Origin of the sequence: Gordonia terrae (assembly GCF_001698225.1) — a bacterium.
In the GTDB taxonomy this organism is placed as follows: domain Bacteria; phylum Actinomycetota; class Actinomycetes; order Mycobacteriales; family Mycobacteriaceae; genus Gordonia; species Gordonia terrae.
Window position 1 is genome coordinate 2,735,516 of sequence record NZ_CP016594.1, and the last position, 16,643, is coordinate 2,752,158.

A 16,643-nucleotide genomic window follows, 5' to 3' on the forward strand; every position below is an offset into this window, starting at 1 on the left:
ATCAGGGTGCGAATGTGAGAGAGGAATCCCCATGGCAGAAGGACCTATCGAACTCGAAATCGATTTTCTCGGACCGATTCTCGAAACACTCTCCACCGGCTCCGCCGAGGGCAGCAGCGAACCCGTCAGCTGAGAGTGTTCGCCTCCGGTGGGCTGCGTCGTCGACGCGGCCCACCGCTGTGTGACCACCCTGTTTGGACGTGTGACCAAGTGTTGACCGCAGAGCGGACACTCACCACAGCCGATCTACGGCCCGCCGCCGAGCTCCTGGCCCGCGCGGTCGACGAGATCCCGCTGTACCGGTGGGTATTGGGCGAACACATCGCCGATCCCACCCTTTGTGAATGGCTGGCCGAGATATTGGTGCGGCCTCATCTCGAGGCCGGATATGTGATCGGATCTCACCAGGACGGTCGGCTCGTGGGAATTCTGATCTGGCATCCGCACGATGCCGATCTGTCACCCGACGGCTCACCGCCACTCGTTCCGGCCGATTTTCTCCGGGCCGCGACCATTCCCGGACTCCGGGAGCGGCTGATCGATTTTCTCACCAGCGCGCAGTTGCCGTCGCCGGCTGCCGATGCCGTCGACGTGCGCATCGCCGCAGTGCTCCCGGAATGCCGTGGTGGTGACGCCCTCACCGGCATGATGCGCGAAGTGGAACGGTTCTGTGTCTCGGCGGCCCGGCCGTACTACGCCTGGACCGGATCCAAGCGGCTGCGGGACTGGTTCGTCCACGAATGGGGAGCGTCGTTGTTCGCGACGGAGAGCCGGAACGGACTCGACCTGTACGGCGTCGTGTCCGAGCGCCCACCCAGACTGCGAGAAGTCCGTGCCGGTGAACACCACCGCGACTCAGTGACGCAGTAACTCCAGAATCGTCTGGTTGACCGCGGCGGCCCTCGCGGTCCGGGTCAACACCTGGAGACCGCGGAGGGTCGCGTCGCCGGAATCCCATTGTCCGGCACTGTCGCCGATCTCCACGCCGCGCGCGCCCGCGAGGTCGACGATCGCCTCCACCTGCGCCGCGGTGTCGATCAGGCGGGTCGACCGGGCGTCCAAGATGTGGGGCGGCAGGGCGACCCGATGCCGCGAGGTGAGCGCGACCAGCTGCGCGCGGAGGTCGGTCGCGTCCGTCGCCCGTCGGCCGCCGAGACCGCCGATGATCGTGGTGGCGTCCCGGACGGCTTGCCGCAGCTCGTATTCCAGGTCGCCCGCGCTGGGTCCCGCGGAGACGAGGTGTCCGAGGTCGAGTGCGGTGTCATATCGGTGGGCGTACCACGTGCAGATGACGGACGGTGGTTCGGCGACGTCCACGGCGGACGTCGTGACGGTGAAGGTCGGCACGAGGGCGAGCGTGCCGGTGCCCGTCGCGTCGTCGACGAGCAGGACCTCACCCGCGCCGAGGGCGGCCGATGTCGCCGCATGTGGGGGGAGCCCCTGTGGATCGCCCGTCGAGGGCAGACGGACAACGAGTCGCCGTGCCGGTCGTAGAAGCGCCAGGAGGTCGAGCACTCCACTCGCCGAACCCGTTGGGAGCGACTCCTGTTCGACCGTCGGTCCGGGGGCGTCCGGCCACTGCACCAGGTGCCGGTCGGCGGACTCCGCCAGCGTCTCGATCACGTCGTCGGGCGAGCAACGGCCGGTCAGCCAGGCGGCCGACCACGCGCCGAGAGCACACGTCGGCCACGCGACGGTCGAGGAGAGGAGGCGGCTGCGATTCATCAAGATGCCAGGGTACCGCCGCGGCCGACGGTCGGGTCGGGCGTGGCAACCCGCTGAGCGGGGCGTCGGGGCATACGGTGTGTGCGCCGCGGCAACGCTCTCCGCCGCGGCGGCGAGAGGTCGGATCGAGAAGGTGGTGTGCGATGGATGACCGCTACGGGCGCGACGTGCTCTCTCAACCCCGCCGGGCGAAGCCGCGTCCCGCGGAGGTCGCCGCGGAGCGGGACCTGGTCGTCGAGGACGCCGCCACCGGATTCTGCGGTGCGGTCGTCGGCCTCGAGAAGAGCTACGCCGGCGACCTCGTACGGCTCGAGGACCGGCGGGGGCAGACGCGGGTCTTCCTCATGCACCCCGGTGCGTTCCTCATCGACGGCCGCCCCGTGACGCTCGTCCGGCCGCGCACCAGGGGCCCGCAGAAACCGGCCATGACGGCCTCGGGTTCGCGAGCCGCGACGCGTGCACGCGCGCGCACCGCCCGCGCGAGCCGGATCTTCGTCGAGGGCGTGCACGACGCGACGCTTCTCGAACGCGTGTGGGGCGACGATCTCCGCGCCGAGGGTGTGGTCGTCGTCAGTCTCGACGGACTCGACAACCTCGATGCGGCGCTCGAGGAGTTCCAACCCGCGTCTCATCGACGCGCGGGGGTCCTCGTCGACCATCTGGTCGCCGGGTCCAAAGAAGCACACCTGACCGCCGAGGTGGGGGAGCACGTCCTCGTGTGCGGGCACCCCTATATCGACGTCTGGGAGGCCGTGAAGCCCGCCTCGGTGAAGATCACTGCGTGGCCGCGGATTCCGCGGGGCACCGACTGGAAGACGGGGGTGTGCGCGGAACTCGGCTGGGGGGAGCCGCGCGACGGCTGGCGCCGGGTGCTGAGCGGCGTGAGCAGTTTCCGAGACCTCGAGGTCGACCTCCTGCGCTCGGTGGAAGAACTCATCGACTTCGTGACCGCGGCCGAAGAGCCCAGGTGACCACTCCGGCCGGACGCGGACAGGGATACGTCCGCGTCGCGAGCGCCGAAGGGGGTTCGGACATCTCTGGCAGACTGGACGCATGAGCGCCCTGCTGTGGTTGGCGGCCGCGATCGTCCTGACGGTCGCGGAGATGTTCGGGGGCGAACTGGTCCTGCTCATGCTGGCCGGTGGCGCACTCGCTGCTGCGGGCGTCGACTTCGTCTTCGAGCCACCGCTCTGGGTGGACGGCGTCGTCTTCGCACTCGTCTCGGTGTTGCTGCTCGTCGCGGTTCGTCCGATCGCCCGCAGGCACATGCTCAACCGGCCCGCGGTGCTGATGAACACCGAGGCTCTCGAGGGTCGGCCCGCGGTGGTGACCGAACAGGTCGACGCCACCGACGGTCGGGTCAAGATCGACGGCGACGTGTGGTCGGCCCGCACGATGGATCCGTCTCAGGTGCTCGAACCGGGAACCCACGTGACCGTCGTCGAGATCGACGGCGCGACCGCGGTGGTGTGGCGCGCCTGATCCGCGGCGGCAGTGCGGACACGTAGGAACGACAACGCAGGAAGGTGACCATGGAGTACGAGATCTTCGGCCTGACCGTCCTCGTCTTGCTCGTGTTGCTCGTGGTGGTGATGCTGGTCAAGTCGGTGGCCCTCATCCCGCAGGCGGAGGCGGCGGTGATCGAGCGACTGGGCCGCTACACGCGGACCGTGTCCGGGCAACTCACGCTGCTGTTGCCGTTCATCGACCGCATCCGCGCTCGCGTGGATGTCCGTGAGCGGGTGGTCTCGTTCCCGCCGCAGCCGGTCATCACCGAGGACAATCTGACCCTGTCCATCGACACGGTCGTCTACTTCCAGGTCACCAACCCGCGGGCCGCCGTGTACGAGATCGACGACTACATCGCCGGCGTCGAACAGCTGACCATCACGACCCTGCGCAACGTGGTCGGCGGGATGACACTCGAGGAGACCCTGACCTCTCGCGACTCCATCAACGGTCAGCTGCGCGGAGTCCTCGACGAGGCGACCGGCCGCTGGGGACTCCGGGTCGCACGCGTCGAGCTGAAATCGATCATGCCGCCGCCGTCGATCCAGGAGTCGATGGAGAAGCAGATGAAGGCCGACCGCGAGAAGCGGGCGACGATCCTCTCCGCCGAGGGCCAGCGCGAGTCGGCGATCAAGACCGCCGAGGGCAACAAGCAGTCGCAGATCCTCGCCGCCGAGGGTGCCAAGCAGGCCGCGATCCTCGCGGCCGAGGCCGACCGGCAGTCGCGCATCCTCAGGGCACAGGGCGAGCGGGCCGCGTCGTACCTCAACGCGCAGGGTGAGGCGAAGGCGATCGAGAAGACCTTCGCCGCGATCAAGGCGGCCAAGCCGACGCCCGAGCTCCTGGCCTATCAGTATCTACAGCAGTTGCCCGAGATGGCGAAGGGCGAGGGCAGCAAGGTGTGGGTCGTGCCCTCCGACTTCGGTTCGGCCCTACAGGGATTCGCCAAGTCGTTCGGTGTGCAGGGGGACGATGGGGTGTTCCGGTACGAGCCGACGGACTCGCCGCCCTCGCCGATCGACGACACGGAGACCGAGGACTGGTTCTCGATGGCCTCGGATCCGAAGGTCGCGCAGGCGGTCGCCGAGGCCGAGGCGGTCGCCCGTACCCCGGTCGCGCCCGAGATCACGGCGCGCGCCGGGCGCGCCTCACGACATGTACCGCCGGTCGGGACCGAGCCGGCCGAACTCACCGATGGCGGTTGGTCCGAACCCGCGGATCCGGGCACGTCCGAGCCCACGACGTAGTCGGTCGGCGCCGCGTTCAGCGGATGACGAGGTGTTCGATCCCCGCCATCCCGACGGCCCACATCACCGAGGCGAAAGTGCCCATGATGAACTGCTCGGCCGCGTGCGGCGCGCGGAGTTCGGGATAACGGGCGAGGCTCTTCACGGCGAGGATGATCGCGAGGCCCTCGGGCCATCCGGCCATGAGCGTGGTGACGACCGCGAGTCGTTCGAGATAGCCGATGACGCGGCCACCGCGCAGCGGGCCGCCGTCGGTGGCCCCGGCCGGTCCGTCGGCGTCGGGTGCCGGGTGCTCCGGGGCGTCCGGTGATTCGGCGTCGCCGCCCGGTTCGTGGTCCGGCGAGTCCGGGGCGTCGGGCCCGCGGCCTGTTCGCGCGCCGACCCCGCCGGCGACGAGAACCGTCCGGACCACGGGTCCGCCGCCGGTGACCGCCGCGAGGGCGGCGACGACCGGGACCGCCGATGCGAGGAAGCCGGTCGCGGGCCCGGCTGCGGCGGCGAGCACGGCGGCGATCGAGGCCAGCAGGAGGAGTACGACGGCTCCGATCACGTCGAGTCTGCGGACGACGGCCACCGGAGCCCGGCTGCGCCGTGTGCGCGTCGCGAGTGCCCAGATCGGCGTCGTCAGGGCGGTCAGGAGCAGCAGGACGATCGCGGCGGTGGTCATTCCGGTCCTCCGGTCGGTGCTGTCATCCGTCGGTCTGCCTCGGCGAGCGCATCGGCGACGAGGTCGAGGGAGTCGGATTCGAGATCCCAGCCCGCGGCACGCAGGCGTTGGCTCATGGCCTGCGGGGTGATGGCGAGTGCGGCGGCTGCGTCGACCTGGGTCAGGCCGCGCCGCATGAGTTCCACCGCCTCCCGCCCGGCGGAACTGCGCGCGGTGATGACGTCGGCGATGAGTCGGCCGGCCGTCTGGGCGTGGCGGCACCAGCGGGCGTCGGGGCCGCGGACGCACAGCGGTATCCGCTGCCGTTTGGCGGCCTCGACGGCGTCGCGGGCGTGGACGAAGGCGGGTCCGCGCCCGGCGCGGGTGGACGGGGGGAGGGGCTCGTCGACATCGCCGGCGCCGATGCCGACACTCCAGTGCCCGTCGGCGGTGAGTTCGACGGCCAGCCGGGCAGTGGCCACCGGGTCGGCGAGGATGCCCTGGATCTCGTCACCCGCGGTGCGTTCGAAGGCGCGGACGGTGTCGACCGCCTCGAGTGCGGCGAGGACGGGGTCCACCCGGTCGATGTCGCGCCGGCTGCCCCGTTGGTCGACGGTCACAACGAACATCACTCAAGGCTATATGCTTGATCAGGACGAATCAAGGCATGGAGCTGGATGAATCAAGACTGATGGCTTGATCGATGGCCATCAACGCTCGGAGCTTGTCGCCCCGGCGCGCACCACCGGCAGGCGCGAGTCCAAGACCAGGCCGGCGATGCCGATCGCGAACAAGCCGCCGGTGACCGCCAGCTGAGCCGGATGCGTGTCACCGGTCAGGGAATCGCCGAGCATCACCACGGCCGCGGTACCCGGGGCCATCCCGAGGATGCTGGCCACCGCGTACGGCACGGGACGCACCGACGACAGGGCCGAGCAGTAGTTCGCCACCGAGAACGGGCAGGCCGCGATGAAGCGCAGTGACCCGACCGCCAGCCAGCCGCGTCGCTCGAGCCGGTACTCGACGGCCCGGACCACCGGCGTCTTCAGATAGGGCTGCACGCGATCACGCCCGACCCGGCGGACCAGGGCGAACGCGGCCACCGCCGCGATGGACGAGGCGATCATCGCCCCCGCGAAGCCGACGAGCGGCCCGAAGAACACCCCGGACATGACGGTGAACGTCGAACGCGGGATCGGCGCGATGGTGATCACCGCGTAGGCGAGGAAGAACACCCACACGAAGGCCGGGCCGAGGTCGGCGCCCCAGTCGCGCACGCTCACGATCGAGGGCAGCGGGACGAAGTAGGAACCGGCGAGGACGGCTGCGAGGAGTGCGGCGGCGAAGAGCGCCCGGCGCACGGTTCGGCGATCGAATCGCCGGCGGCCGGGTACCGGGGTCCGGGCGTCGCCGGTCGCTCCCGCGTCCGCGGCATCGGCGGCATCGGTCCCGATCGGGTCGGCGACGTCCTCGCTGACAGTGGAAGGATCGGGCACCCGGACACTCTACTCTGGACCCCGCGACGGTCAGCCTGCTCGAGTGGGCCACGTCACGCCCACCTCGGCGCCGGGCCGAGCGAGCGATCGGCTAGTGTCGTCTACGCGCTCATCACAGTGCATTCACGGAGGTGTGCTTCCCCACATGCCACAGCAAACTGACCAGCCCAAACCGGACCCAGAACTCGATCAGGCCTACCAGGCGTGGTCCACGGCCGCCGCGGCCGTTCTGGCGAAGTCGCGACGTGTCGACGTCGACGAGCTGCCCGACACACCCGAGGCGCTGCTCTCGACCGACACCGCCGACGGGCTGACCATCCGACCGCTCTACACGCGGCGCGACGAACTCGCCGAACCCGGTGTTCCCGGTCGCTTCCCGTTCGTCCGCGGTGCCGATCCCGCTCGGGATGTCACCACCGGCTGGCGTGTCACCGAGCGCTTCGGCGACGACGCGGCCTCCGCGGAGGACCTCAACGAGCTCATCCTCGAGGCGATGGCCAACGGGACGAGCGGACTCTGGCTCTCGGTGAGCAGGCCCGGCGACGGGCTCGGGGTCGCCGACCTCGCGACAGCGCTGCGCGGCGTGTACCTCGATCTGGTGCCGGTGACCCTCGATGCGGGCACGGAGGGGATCGCGGCAGCCCGCGAACTGCTCACCCTGAAGGAACAGGCCCAGTCGGCTCCGGTCGCCGCCGCTCCGACGGCGGCCACCGTCCACTCCTTCGGACTGTCGCCGCTGACGGCGGCCTTCTCCGGCCGACCCACCGTCGATCCGGACGAGGCGACCGCGCTCGCGGCCTCCGGGCTGCCCGACGGGGTGCGTACGTTCCGCGTCGACGGAAGCGACTTCGCCACCGCGGGCGCCGACAACGGCCTCGAACTGGCCCTCACGGTGGCGGCCGCGGTCGCCCATCTCCGGGACCTCACCGCCGCCGGCCTCTCGGCCGAGGCAGCGCTGGGTCAGATCACCTTCGGCGTCTCGGCCGATGACGACCAGTTCGCCACGATCGCGAAATTCCGTGCGCTGCGCAAGATCTGGGCCCGAGTGGCCGAGGTGGTCGGCGCACCCGCAGCCGGCGGTGCGCTGACCCACGGCGTGACCGATCTGTCGATGTACTCCCAGCGCGACCCGTGGGTGAACATGCTCCGCAGCACCATCGCGGCGTTCGGGGCCGGTGTCGGCGGTGCCGACCAGCTCACCGTCCTGGGCTACGACGCGACCATCCCGGCGGACAAGCGCACCTCGAGCGCCTCGTTCTCACGTCGCATCGCGCGCAACACCCAGTTGCTGCTGCTCGAGGAGTCCAACGTCGGCCGTGTCCTCGATCCGGCCGGTGGCTCGTGGTTCGTCGAATCGCTGACCGACGAGATGGCCACGAATGCGTGGACGGTGTTCACCGAGGTCGAGGCCGCGGGCGGTTACCGTGTCGCGCTCGACACCGGCTGGATCGCCGAGAAGGTCGACGCCTCGCTCGCACGCCGCGACACCGAGGTCGCACACCGTCGGATCTCGGTGACCGGTGTCAACGAGTTCCCGAACATCGACGAACGCGCGCTGTCGGAGACGACGGGGGCCCCGGCTTCGGCGGTCACCGATGTCGTCACCGGAACGCCGCGTCTCGCGCGGATCGGGCGCGCCTTCGAGGAGTTGCGGGATCGTTCCGACGTCGTGCTCGCCGAGCACGGGGCCCGGCCCTCGATCCTGCTGATCCCGCTGGGCAGCGTCGCCGAACACAACGGCCGCACCACCTTTGTCGCGAACTTCCTGGGTGCCGGCGGCATCACCGTCGTCAACCCGGGCCCGCTGACCGCCGACAAGATCGGCGACGCGGTGGCCGGGGCGAGCACCCCGATCGCGGTGCTCTGTGGCACCAAGGCCCGGTACGCCGAGGAGGGGCCCGCCGCACTCGCGGCCGCTCGCGCGGCCGGACTGTCGAAGGTCCTGCTCGCCGGACCGGACAAGGAATGGCCCGAGGGAGACGATCGCCCCGACGGTTCACTGCGGGTCGGCATCGACGCGGTGAGCACCCTCGGTGACCTTCTCGACCAGCTGGCCTCGACATCCCCGACGACGGCGGGAGCTACGGCATGACCCAGACCGAACCCGATGTGACACAGTCGATCCCGAGCTTCAGCGGGATCGGGCTGACGTCGGACGACACCGGCTCGTCGACCGCAGGCGGGGGACCGTCCGGTTCCGCGGCCGCGGTCACCGACGAACTCGCCTCGGCGCACGGTTACTCGGTGGACCAGGTCACCTGGAACACCCCCGAGCAGATCGACGTCACGCCGGTCTACACCCGTGCCGAGCGCGACGCCGTGCTCGACGACGCCGAGCATCCGTACCCGCTCGACTCGGTTCCCGGTGCCGCGCCGTTCATCCGGGGCCCGTACCCGACGATGTACGTCAACCAGCCGTGGACGATCCGCCAGTACGCCGGCTTCTCGACCGCCGCCGAGTCCAACGCCTTCTACCGCCGTAACCTCGCGGCCGGCCAGAAGGGACTGTCGGTCGCCTTCGACCTCGCGACCCACCGCGGATACGACTCCGACCATCCGCGCGTCGCCGGCGACGTCGGCATGGCCGGTGTGGCGATCGACTCGATCCTCGACATGCGTCAGCTCTTCGACGGCATCGACCTCGGCAGCGTGTCGGTGTCGATGACGATGAACGGCGCCGTGCTGCCGATCCTCGCGCTCTACGTCGTGGCCGCCGAGGAGCAGGGTGTGCCGCCGGAGAAGCTGGCCGGGACCATCCAGAACGACATCCTCAAAGAGTTCATGGTCCGCAACACCTACATCTATCCGCCGAAGCCGTCCATGCGGATCATCTCGAACATCTTCGAGTACACCAGCCAGAAGATGCCGAAGTTCAACTCGATCTCCATCTCCGGCTACCACATCCAGGAAGCCGGTGCGACGGCCGACCTGGAACTGGCCTACACCCTGGCCGACGGCGTGGAGTACATCCGCGCGGGCCTCGAGGCCGGTCTGGACATCGACAAGTTCGCGCCGCGCCTGTCGTTCTTCTGGGGCATCGGCATGAACTTCTTCATGGAGGTCGCCAAGCTGCGGGCGGCGCGTCTCCTGTGGAGTGAGCTCGTCGCCGACTTCGAGCCGAAGGACGCGAAATCGCTGTCGCTGCGCACACATTCGCAGACCTCCGGTTGGTCGCTGACCGCCCAGGACGTGTTCAACAACGTGGCCCGCACCTGCGTGGAGGCGATGGCCGCGACCCAGGGGCACACCCAGTCGCTGCACACCAACGCCCTCGACGAGGCGATCGCGCTGCCGACCGACTTCTCGGCGCGCATCGCCCGCAACACGCAGCTGCTGCTGCAGCAGGAGTCGGGCACCACGCGCCCGATCGATCCGTGGGCCGGTTCGAACTACGTCGAGTGGCTCACCCATCAGCTGGCGCAGAAGGCGCGCAAGCACATCCGCGAGGTCGAAGAGGCCGGCGGCATGACGCAGGCGATCAACGAGGGCCTGCCCAAGCTGCGTATCGAGGAAGCCGCGGCACGGACCCAGGCGCGCATCGACTCGGGCCAGCAGCCGTTGGTCGGCGTGAACAAGTACCAGGTCGCCGACGACGAGGAGATCGAGGTCCTCAAGGTCGAGAACTCCAAGGTGCGCGCCGAGCAGCTGGAGAAGCTGGATCGGCTTCGCGCAGAGCGTGACTCGGCAGCCGTCGAGGCTGCGCTGGCCGATCTGACCCGCGCCGCCGCGTCGTCGGAGGGTGGTCTGGAGAACAACCTGATGGCGCTGGCCATCGAGGCCGCGCGGCATCAGGCGACGGTCGGCGAGATCTCCGAGGCACTCGAGAAGGTCTATGGTCGCCATCAGGCGGAGATCAAGACGATCAGCGGGGTGTATCGGCATGAGGCGGGCGAGGTGAGCAACATCGATGCGGCGATCGAGGCCGTGCGCCAGTTCGCCGAGGCGGAAGGTCGTCAGCCGCGTGTCCTGGTCGCGAAGATGGGCCAGGACGGTCACGACCGCGGTCAGAAGGTGATCGCGACCGCCTTCGCCGACCTCGGCTTCGACGTCGACGTGGGCCCGCTGTTCGCCACGCCCGAGGAGGTGGCCGCCCAGGCCGCCGACAACGACGTGCACGTGGTGGGTGTGTCCTCGCTGGCCGCCGGGCACCTGACGCTGGTCCCCGCCCTGCGGGAGGCGCTGAAGGAGGTCGGCCGCGAGGACATCATGGTCGTCGTCGGCGGTGTGATCCCGCCCGGTGACTTCGCGGAGCTGTACGAGGCCGGCGCCGCCGCGATCTTCCCGCCCGGATCGGTCATCGCCGACTCGGCCGTGGAGCTCATCGGCAAGCTGGCGGACACGCTCGGCCTGGAGCTGCCCGGGGCGACCGCGAACTGATGGCGGTGCAACCTCGACGTCCCGTCGACGTCGACGCGCTGGCCGACGCCGTGCTGGCGGATCGCCGCGCCGACCTGGCGCGCGCGATCACGCTCGTCGAGTCCAAGCGCGCCGACCATCGCGCAGCCGCGCAGGAACTGCTCCTGAAACTGACCCCGCACGCGGGTAAGTCGTTCCGGGTCGGCATCACCGGGGTGCCGGGCGTCGGCAAGTCGACGACGATCGAAGCGCTCGGTATGCATCTGCTCGAGCTCGGTCACAAGGTCGCGGTGCTCGCCGTCGATCCGAGTTCGACGCGTACCCGCGGCTCGATCCTCGGCGACAAGACGCGCATGGGCCGGCTGTCGATGTCGGAGAATGCGTACATCCGGCCGTCGCCGACCTCGGGCACGCTCGGTGGCGTCGCCAAGGCCACCCGCGAGAGCATCGTGCTCGTCGAGGCGGCCGGCTTCGACGTCGTGCTGGTGGAGACCGTCGGGGTCGGCCAGTCCGAGGTGACGGTCGCCAACATGGTCGACACCTTCACGTTCCTCACCCTGGCCCGCACCGGAGATTCGTTGCAGGGCATCAAGAAGGGCGTCCTCGAGCTCGCCGATGTGGTCGTCGTGAACAAGGCCGACGGCAAACACCTCAACGAGGCCAAGGGCGCGGCCCGGGAACTCACCAACGCGCTGAAGCTCATCTACCCACACGACGCCTTGTGGATGCCGCCGGTGCTCACAATGAGCGCGATCGAGAACACCGGGGTGGACGAGTTCTGGAAGACCGTCGTGCGACACAACGAGACCCTCACCGAGGCGGGGGAGTTCACCGCGCGCCGCAACCAGCAGCAGATCGACTGGACGTGGGCGATGGTCAACGACATCGTGCTGTCACGGCTCGGCGACTCGTCCGCGGTGCGCGGAATCCGCGGCGAGGTCGAGCAGCAGCTGCGTGACGGGTCACTGACCCCCGCACTCGCGGCGCAACGGATCGTGGACGCGTTCGACGAACGCTGAGTGACCCACCTCTGCTCCCGTGAGGTGCAGGAGCGGCCGGTTCTGATGTTCCCTGAGGTGCGAGGAGCGATAGAGACGAGCCACAAAGGGCTGCCGACGCACGAGACCATGCCCTTCGTGGCTCGCTTCGCTCGCACCTCAGGGAGCGGGGGCTCGCTTCGCTCGCACCTCAGTGATCAGGGGCTCGCTTCGCTCGCACCTCAGGGAGAGCAGAGGTGGCCGCGTTCAGGCCAGCAGCGGTGCCAGTGTCTCGCCGAGCAGCGAGACACGTCCCGGCACGTGGCCGTTGGCGGGTGCGTTCACCGTGACACCGTCGATACCGGTCGCGAGCAGTTCGGCGTACCGGGCGGCCACCTCGTCGGGGTCGCCGACGATCGTCGATCCGCGACGCGACTCGGCCGCCGGTGTGCGCTCCAGATATGCCTCCAGCTCGGCCGTCGCCTCGGCGGAGGTGGGTGCCACGCACGCCGACGTCTGCACGGTCACGGTGATCTCCGAGCGGTCGCGCCCGAGTCGTTCGCAGTGTTCGGCGAGGGCGTCGAGTTTGCGGGGGATGTCGGCGGGCGTGCACAGCAGGTTCGATTCGTCGGCGTACTGCGCGACCATCCGCAACGTCTTGCGCTCACCGCCGCCACCGATCATCACCGGGATCTTCGACAGCGGCGCAGGCACATTGAGGGCATCGGCGACCCGGTAGCGCTTGCCGTCGAGGCTGGGAGCCTCCCCGGCGAGCATGCCGAGGATGATCTGCAGCGCCTCCTCGAGACGCTCGAACCGGTCGGTGAACGTCCCGAACTCGTACCCGAGTGAATCGTGTTCCAGCTCATACCATCCCGCGCCGATGCCGAGCTGAGCCCGACCACCGGACACCACATCGAGTGCGGTGACCGTCTTCGCGAGCAGGGTCGGATTGCGATAGGTGTTGCCGGTGACCAGCGATGACAGACGGACCTTCGAGGTGTGCTGCGCGAGGGCCGCGAGCAGGGTGTAACACTCGATCATCGGATCGTCGGGTTCACCCAGCATCGGCAGTTGATAGAAATGGTCCATCACGAGAACGGTGTCGAATCCGGAGTTCTCGGCTTCTCGCGCCTGCGCCACCACGGTGGGGAACAGCTGGTCGGCGGGCACGCCGGGGTAGGTGAAGTTCGGGATCTGATATCCGAGTCGAGTCACCCGTTCAGACTAGTCCGGCGGACTCCGCCGTGGCGCCGTTCATTTCCGTTGCACGGCGTCGGGCGAACGCGCCGATCGTCTCGATGAGTTCGTCGAACACGGCGTCGACGTCGGCCGATGTCGCGATGCGGACGTTGGGGCCGGGCGAGGTCATCCAGCGTTCGTCGGCCACGGTCATGCCCCGGGTCAGGGTCCCGGCGAGCTCGACGTCGACATACGCCGCGCGCGTCTGCACCGTGTCGGGGACCAGCGCGACGAGCGCGGCGAACGGATCGTGGAGGTGGGCGATGTAGCCCTCGTCGTGGTCGTCGTGGAACTCGAAGTAGAACCGCAGGGCGTCGACGAGGTGCCGGACGATCTCGTTGTCGGCGACCGACCGGAGGCCGCGGTCGTCGGTCGGGTCCGGGCATTCGACGGGTGCGCTGCCGGCCGCGGCGGCGAGCCGGACCACATGATCGGGGGTCAGCACGACCGATTCGGTGAGGTCGAGTGCGCAGACGATGGGTTCGGGCGCACCCGCGGTGCCGAAGGCCGCGAACACCTCGGCGGCGGCCTCCGGATCGACGGCGACGTTCCACTCCGAGGTGGGTGTCGTGTTGCCGTGCGTGTGAAAGGCGCCGCCCATGATGACCAGTCGCCGCAGGCGTTGCGGCAGGCCGGGGTCCCGGCGGATCGCGGTCGCCAGGGACGTGAGCGGTCCGGTCACCAGGCCGACGAGTTCACCGTCGTGCGCTTGCGACGCCTCGATCCAGGCGTCGGCGGCATCGAGATGGCTCGGCGTCGTCGTGGGGGCAGGCAGCTCGGCGTGCCCGACACCCAGCGGTCCGTGTGTGTCCTCGGTGGTCATCAGTGCCGCGACGAGGGGAGTGGCCGAACCGGTCGAGACCGGTACCTCGGGACGGCCGCACAGTTCCAGCCAGGAGAGGTTGTTGGATGTGACGACGTCGACGGGCACGTTCCCGGCCGTGGATGCGATGCCGACGAGATCGACGTCGGCGCGTGCGAGTAGGTAGATCAGGGCGAGCGAGTCGTCGATGCCGGTGTCGCAGTCGAAGAACAGGCGCTGGGTCACCACACAATTGTGCCGGGTCCGGCGCGAACGTCGCCGCACCACCCCGCCGGAGCCCTACGCTCGCCGCAGCCGGGACGAACCGACGTCGGCCCGATGAGCCCGGAGGAAACCGATGGCCTCGACACGACTCATGCTGGCCGCCCTCGGTGCCGCTGCGGTACTCCTCATGAGCGCATGCGGCGCGAACTCGTCGGATCCGGATGCCTCCGCGAGCAGTGATACGGCCGGGTCGAGCGGCACCCCGCCGGAACCCGTCGTCACACCGGTGGTCGGTTCGGTGATGTTCGCCCCCACGCCGTTCGCCGGTTCCGACGGCAACAACCATCTCGTCTACGAGATCTCGCTGACCAATTTCATGCGCGCACCGGTGACGATCACCGGGGTGGAGGTTCTCGACGCCACCGCGAACGGCGAACCGCTGCTCGCTCTCGACGAGAACGGGGTCCGCAGCCGGCTCAAGCCCACCGGCGCACCGTCGGTGCCGACGGCCCCCGGCACACCGGAGGGGTACGCGGCCGTGCTGGCCGCGGGTCAGAACGGCGTCCTCTTCCTGCACGTGATCTTCTCGGGGAACGCGCCGAAGGAACTGGTCCACGAGATCGCGGTACGCGCCGACCAGGCGCCGCCGGGTATGCAGGTGTTCGACGAACGCATCGCGCCCGTCACGGTCAGCGACTCGACCGTCCCGGTCCTGGGACCGCCACTCGCCGGCGAGTACTACATCGCCGCCGATGCGTGCTGCGACGCCGTCCGGCACACCCGTGCGGTCCTCCCGCTGAACGGATCGCCGGTCCTCGCGCAGCGTTACGCGGTGGACTGGGAACAGGCGGCCGCGGACGGACGGATCTTCGTCGGCGACGCGAAGAACCCGGCGAGCTATCGGATCTTCGGCGACGACGTCCTCGCCGTCGGTGACGGCACCGTCGTCGCGAGCCGCAACGACCTGCCCGAGCAGACCCCGGGAGAGTATCCGGCCGGACTGCCGATCGACGACGCTGACGGCAACAACCTCGTGCTCGACATCGGCGATGGCTTCTATGTGAACTACGCGCACATGCAACCCGGTTCGGTGCGCTTCGCAGCGGGCGATCGCGTGCGGCGCGGCGACGTCCTCGGCAAGGTCGGCAACAGCGGGAACTCGGTGGCGCCGCACCTGCACGTGCACGTGATGAACGGACCGGAGTTCCTCGGGTCGGAAGGCGTCCCCAGTGTGACCGACAAATTCACGGTCACCGGGCGCGTGGCCGACACCGCGGCCTTCGACGCGTCGGAGGGGACCGGGGTACCGCTTCGGGTCACGCCTGGCGTGACCGAGAGCACACATGAGGATCAGATGATCCTCGATCAGAACATCGTCTCGTTCACCGCAGGCTGACAACGGTTTTCGACTCCGTTACACGCGGCCGCCCGCGATGACGGGACCCGTCGCGACTGGACATCGAGGTCATCATCCGTACGGTCGGACCCATGTCGATTCAAGACTCTGCCTTCGAATGGACGGAAACGAATCGCGAATGGCTGATCGAGAATCCTGCTCGCATCGTCGCTTACGTGGTCGTCGCGTTGATCGTCCGTTTCGTGATCCATCGCTCCATCGACCGCGCCACCCGGCCGCGAACCGCCGGTGGCGAGCCGGGCCGGGGGACAGCCCTCATGCGTGGGCTCCGGTCGAAATCGCCGTCGCCCGAACGCAGTGCGCAGATCGCCGCCCGGCGGGCGCAGCGCGCGGCGACGATCGGCTCGGTCCTCAAGTCCACGGTGTCGATCGTCCTGCTCGTCTGGGTCGTGCTCAGCGTCCTCGGCGTCAACATCGCACCGTTCATCGCCTCGGCCGGGATCGTCGGCCTCGCCATCGGTTTCGGCGCGCAGAATCTGGTGCGGGACTTCGTGACCGGCGTGTTCATGCTCCTCGAGGACCAGTACGGCGTGGGTGACATCGTCGATCTCGGCGAGGCGGTCGGCGAGGTCGAGTCGGTGGGTCTCCGGGTGACCACGCTGCGCGACATCGACGGCACCCTCTGGTACGTCCGCAACGGCGAGATCGCCCGGGTGGGCAACATGAGCCAGGAATTCGCGGTCGCGCGTGTCGACGTCCCGGTGGCACCGGGTGCCGACATCGACAAGGCGCAGCAGGTGGCGGACGAGGCGGCCCGCACCGCGGTCGAGGAGGACTCGACGGACATCCTCGGCCAGATCGAGATGCTCGGCGTGCAGGAGGTGTCGTCGGATCAGGTCGTCCTGCGGCTGACGGTGAAGACCAAGCCGAACGGCCAGTGGGCGGTGCAGCGGCGTCTGCGCCGTGCCATCCTGCGGGCCTTCGTGGAGAACTCGATCGACCTGCCGTACTCGCGGGCCTGGGCGGCGCTGGCGGATTCCGTCGCGCCGTGACGGGCTGCG

15 protein-coding genes are annotated in these 16,643 nt (G+C 69.3%); 9 read left to right on the plus strand and 6 right to left on the minus strand.

Translation table 11 applies throughout. The annotated features are described in order from the left end of the window. The first annotated feature begins 210 nt into the window (after nucleotides 1-210). Nucleotides 211-870, plus strand: coding sequence for a hypothetical protein (locus BCM27_RS12405; RefSeq protein ID WP_004019119.1), 660 nt, complete (start codon nucleotides 211-213; stop codon nucleotides 868-870). Here BCM27_RS12405 and BCM27_RS12410 read toward each other — a convergent pair. Beyond that, entirely contained in the window at nucleotides 856-1,725 is an 870-nt protein-coding gene (locus tag BCM27_RS12410; RefSeq protein WP_004019118.1) for a hypothetical protein, read from the minus strand. The genes BCM27_RS12405 and BCM27_RS12410 overlap by 15 nt on opposite strands. 143 nt (nucleotides 1,726-1,868) lie before the next feature. Here BCM27_RS12410 and BCM27_RS12415 point away from each other — a divergent pair, with 143 nt between their 5' ends. From BCM27_RS12415 to BCM27_RS12425, 3 genes are all read left to right on the plus strand, one after another. Continuing rightward, nucleotides 1,869-2,696, plus strand: a complete 828-nt coding sequence (locus tag BCM27_RS12415; protein ID WP_004019117.1) for a DUF3097 domain-containing protein — start codon at nucleotides 1,869-1,871, stop codon at nucleotides 2,694-2,696. A gap of 82 nt (nucleotides 2,697-2,778) precedes the next feature. Continuing rightward, complete coding sequence (locus BCM27_RS12420; RefSeq protein WP_004019116.1) at nucleotides 2,779-3,207, plus strand: NfeD family protein; 429 nt, start codon at nucleotides 2,779-2,781, stop codon at nucleotides 3,205-3,207. A 50-nt stretch (nucleotides 3,208-3,257) separates the two neighbouring features. Continuing rightward, a complete protein-coding gene (locus BCM27_RS12425) occupies nucleotides 3,258-4,481 on the plus strand; it encodes an SPFH domain-containing protein (RefSeq protein WP_004019115.1) in 1,224 nt (407 codons plus the stop codon). Between the two features lie 16 nt (nucleotides 4,482-4,497). On the opposite strand, the gene BCM27_RS12430 is transcribed toward BCM27_RS12425, so the two are convergent. From BCM27_RS12430 to BCM27_RS12440, 3 genes are all read right to left on the minus strand, one after another. Next, a complete protein-coding gene (locus BCM27_RS12430) occupies nucleotides 4,498-5,148 on the minus strand; it encodes a hypothetical protein (RefSeq protein WP_004019114.1) in 651 nt (216 codons plus the stop codon). After that, nucleotides 5,145-5,756, minus strand: coding sequence for a hypothetical protein (locus BCM27_RS12435; protein WP_004019113.1), 612 nt, complete (start codon nucleotides 5,754-5,756; stop codon nucleotides 5,145-5,147). Before BCM27_RS12435 ends, BCM27_RS12430 begins: the two co-directional genes overlap by 4 nt. 81 nt (nucleotides 5,757-5,837) lie before the next feature. Then, complete coding sequence (locus tag BCM27_RS12440) at nucleotides 5,838-6,623, minus strand: TVP38/TMEM64 family protein (protein ID WP_004019112.1); 786 nt, start codon at nucleotides 6,621-6,623, stop codon at nucleotides 5,838-5,840. A 145-nt stretch (nucleotides 6,624-6,768) separates the two neighbouring features. Here BCM27_RS12440 and BCM27_RS12445 point away from each other — a divergent pair, with 145 nt between their 5' ends. Genes BCM27_RS12445 through meaB form a run of 3 tightly spaced genes read left to right on the plus strand, consistent with a single transcriptional unit; the run spans nucleotide 6,769 to nucleotide 11,998 of the window. Next, the gene (locus BCM27_RS12445) at nucleotides 6,769-8,715 is read left to right on the plus strand and encodes a methylmalonyl-CoA mutase family protein (RefSeq protein ID WP_004019111.1); all 1,947 of its coding nucleotides are present in this window, start codon (nucleotides 6,769-6,771) and stop codon (nucleotides 8,713-8,715) included. Next, on the plus strand, nucleotides 8,712-11,000 hold the full coding sequence (gene scpA / locus BCM27_RS12450) for a methylmalonyl-CoA mutase (RefSeq protein WP_004019110.1): 2,289 nt from the start codon (nucleotides 8,712-8,714) through the stop codon (nucleotides 10,998-11,000). Before BCM27_RS12445 ends, scpA begins: the two co-directional genes overlap by 4 nt. Then, entirely contained in the window at nucleotides 11,000-11,998 is a 999-nt protein-coding gene (meaB, locus tag BCM27_RS12455; protein ID WP_004019109.1) for a methylmalonyl Co-A mutase-associated GTPase MeaB, read from the plus strand. The genes scpA and meaB overlap by 1 nt, the downstream gene beginning before the upstream one ends. Nucleotides 11,999-12,223: 225 nt before the next feature. Here meaB and BCM27_RS12460 read toward each other — a convergent pair whose 3' ends face one another. Together BCM27_RS12460 and BCM27_RS12465 are read right to left on the minus strand one after the other, a co-directional pair. Beyond that, the gene (locus tag BCM27_RS12460) at nucleotides 12,224-13,174 is read right to left on the minus strand and encodes an LLM class F420-dependent oxidoreductase (RefSeq protein WP_004019108.1); all 951 of its coding nucleotides are present in this window, start codon (nucleotides 13,172-13,174) and stop codon (nucleotides 12,224-12,226) included. A gap of 4 nt (nucleotides 13,175-13,178) precedes the next feature. Further along, complete coding sequence (locus tag BCM27_RS12465; protein WP_051987027.1) at nucleotides 13,179-14,246, minus strand: nucleoside hydrolase; 1,068 nt, start codon at nucleotides 14,244-14,246, stop codon at nucleotides 13,179-13,181. A 112-nt stretch (nucleotides 14,247-14,358) separates the two neighbouring features. Between BCM27_RS12465 and BCM27_RS12470 the strand changes: the two genes are divergently transcribed. Further along, nucleotides 14,359-15,621, plus strand: a complete 1,263-nt coding sequence (locus BCM27_RS12470) for a M23 family metallopeptidase (RefSeq protein WP_004019106.1) — start codon at nucleotides 14,359-14,361, stop codon at nucleotides 15,619-15,621. Between the two features lie 92 nt (nucleotides 15,622-15,713). Further along, on the plus strand, nucleotides 15,714-16,634 hold the full coding sequence (locus BCM27_RS12475; protein ID WP_004019104.1) for a mechanosensitive ion channel family protein: 921 nt from the start codon (nucleotides 15,714-15,716) through the stop codon (nucleotides 16,632-16,634). The last annotated feature ends 9 nt before the right edge of the window (nucleotides 16,635-16,643 follow it).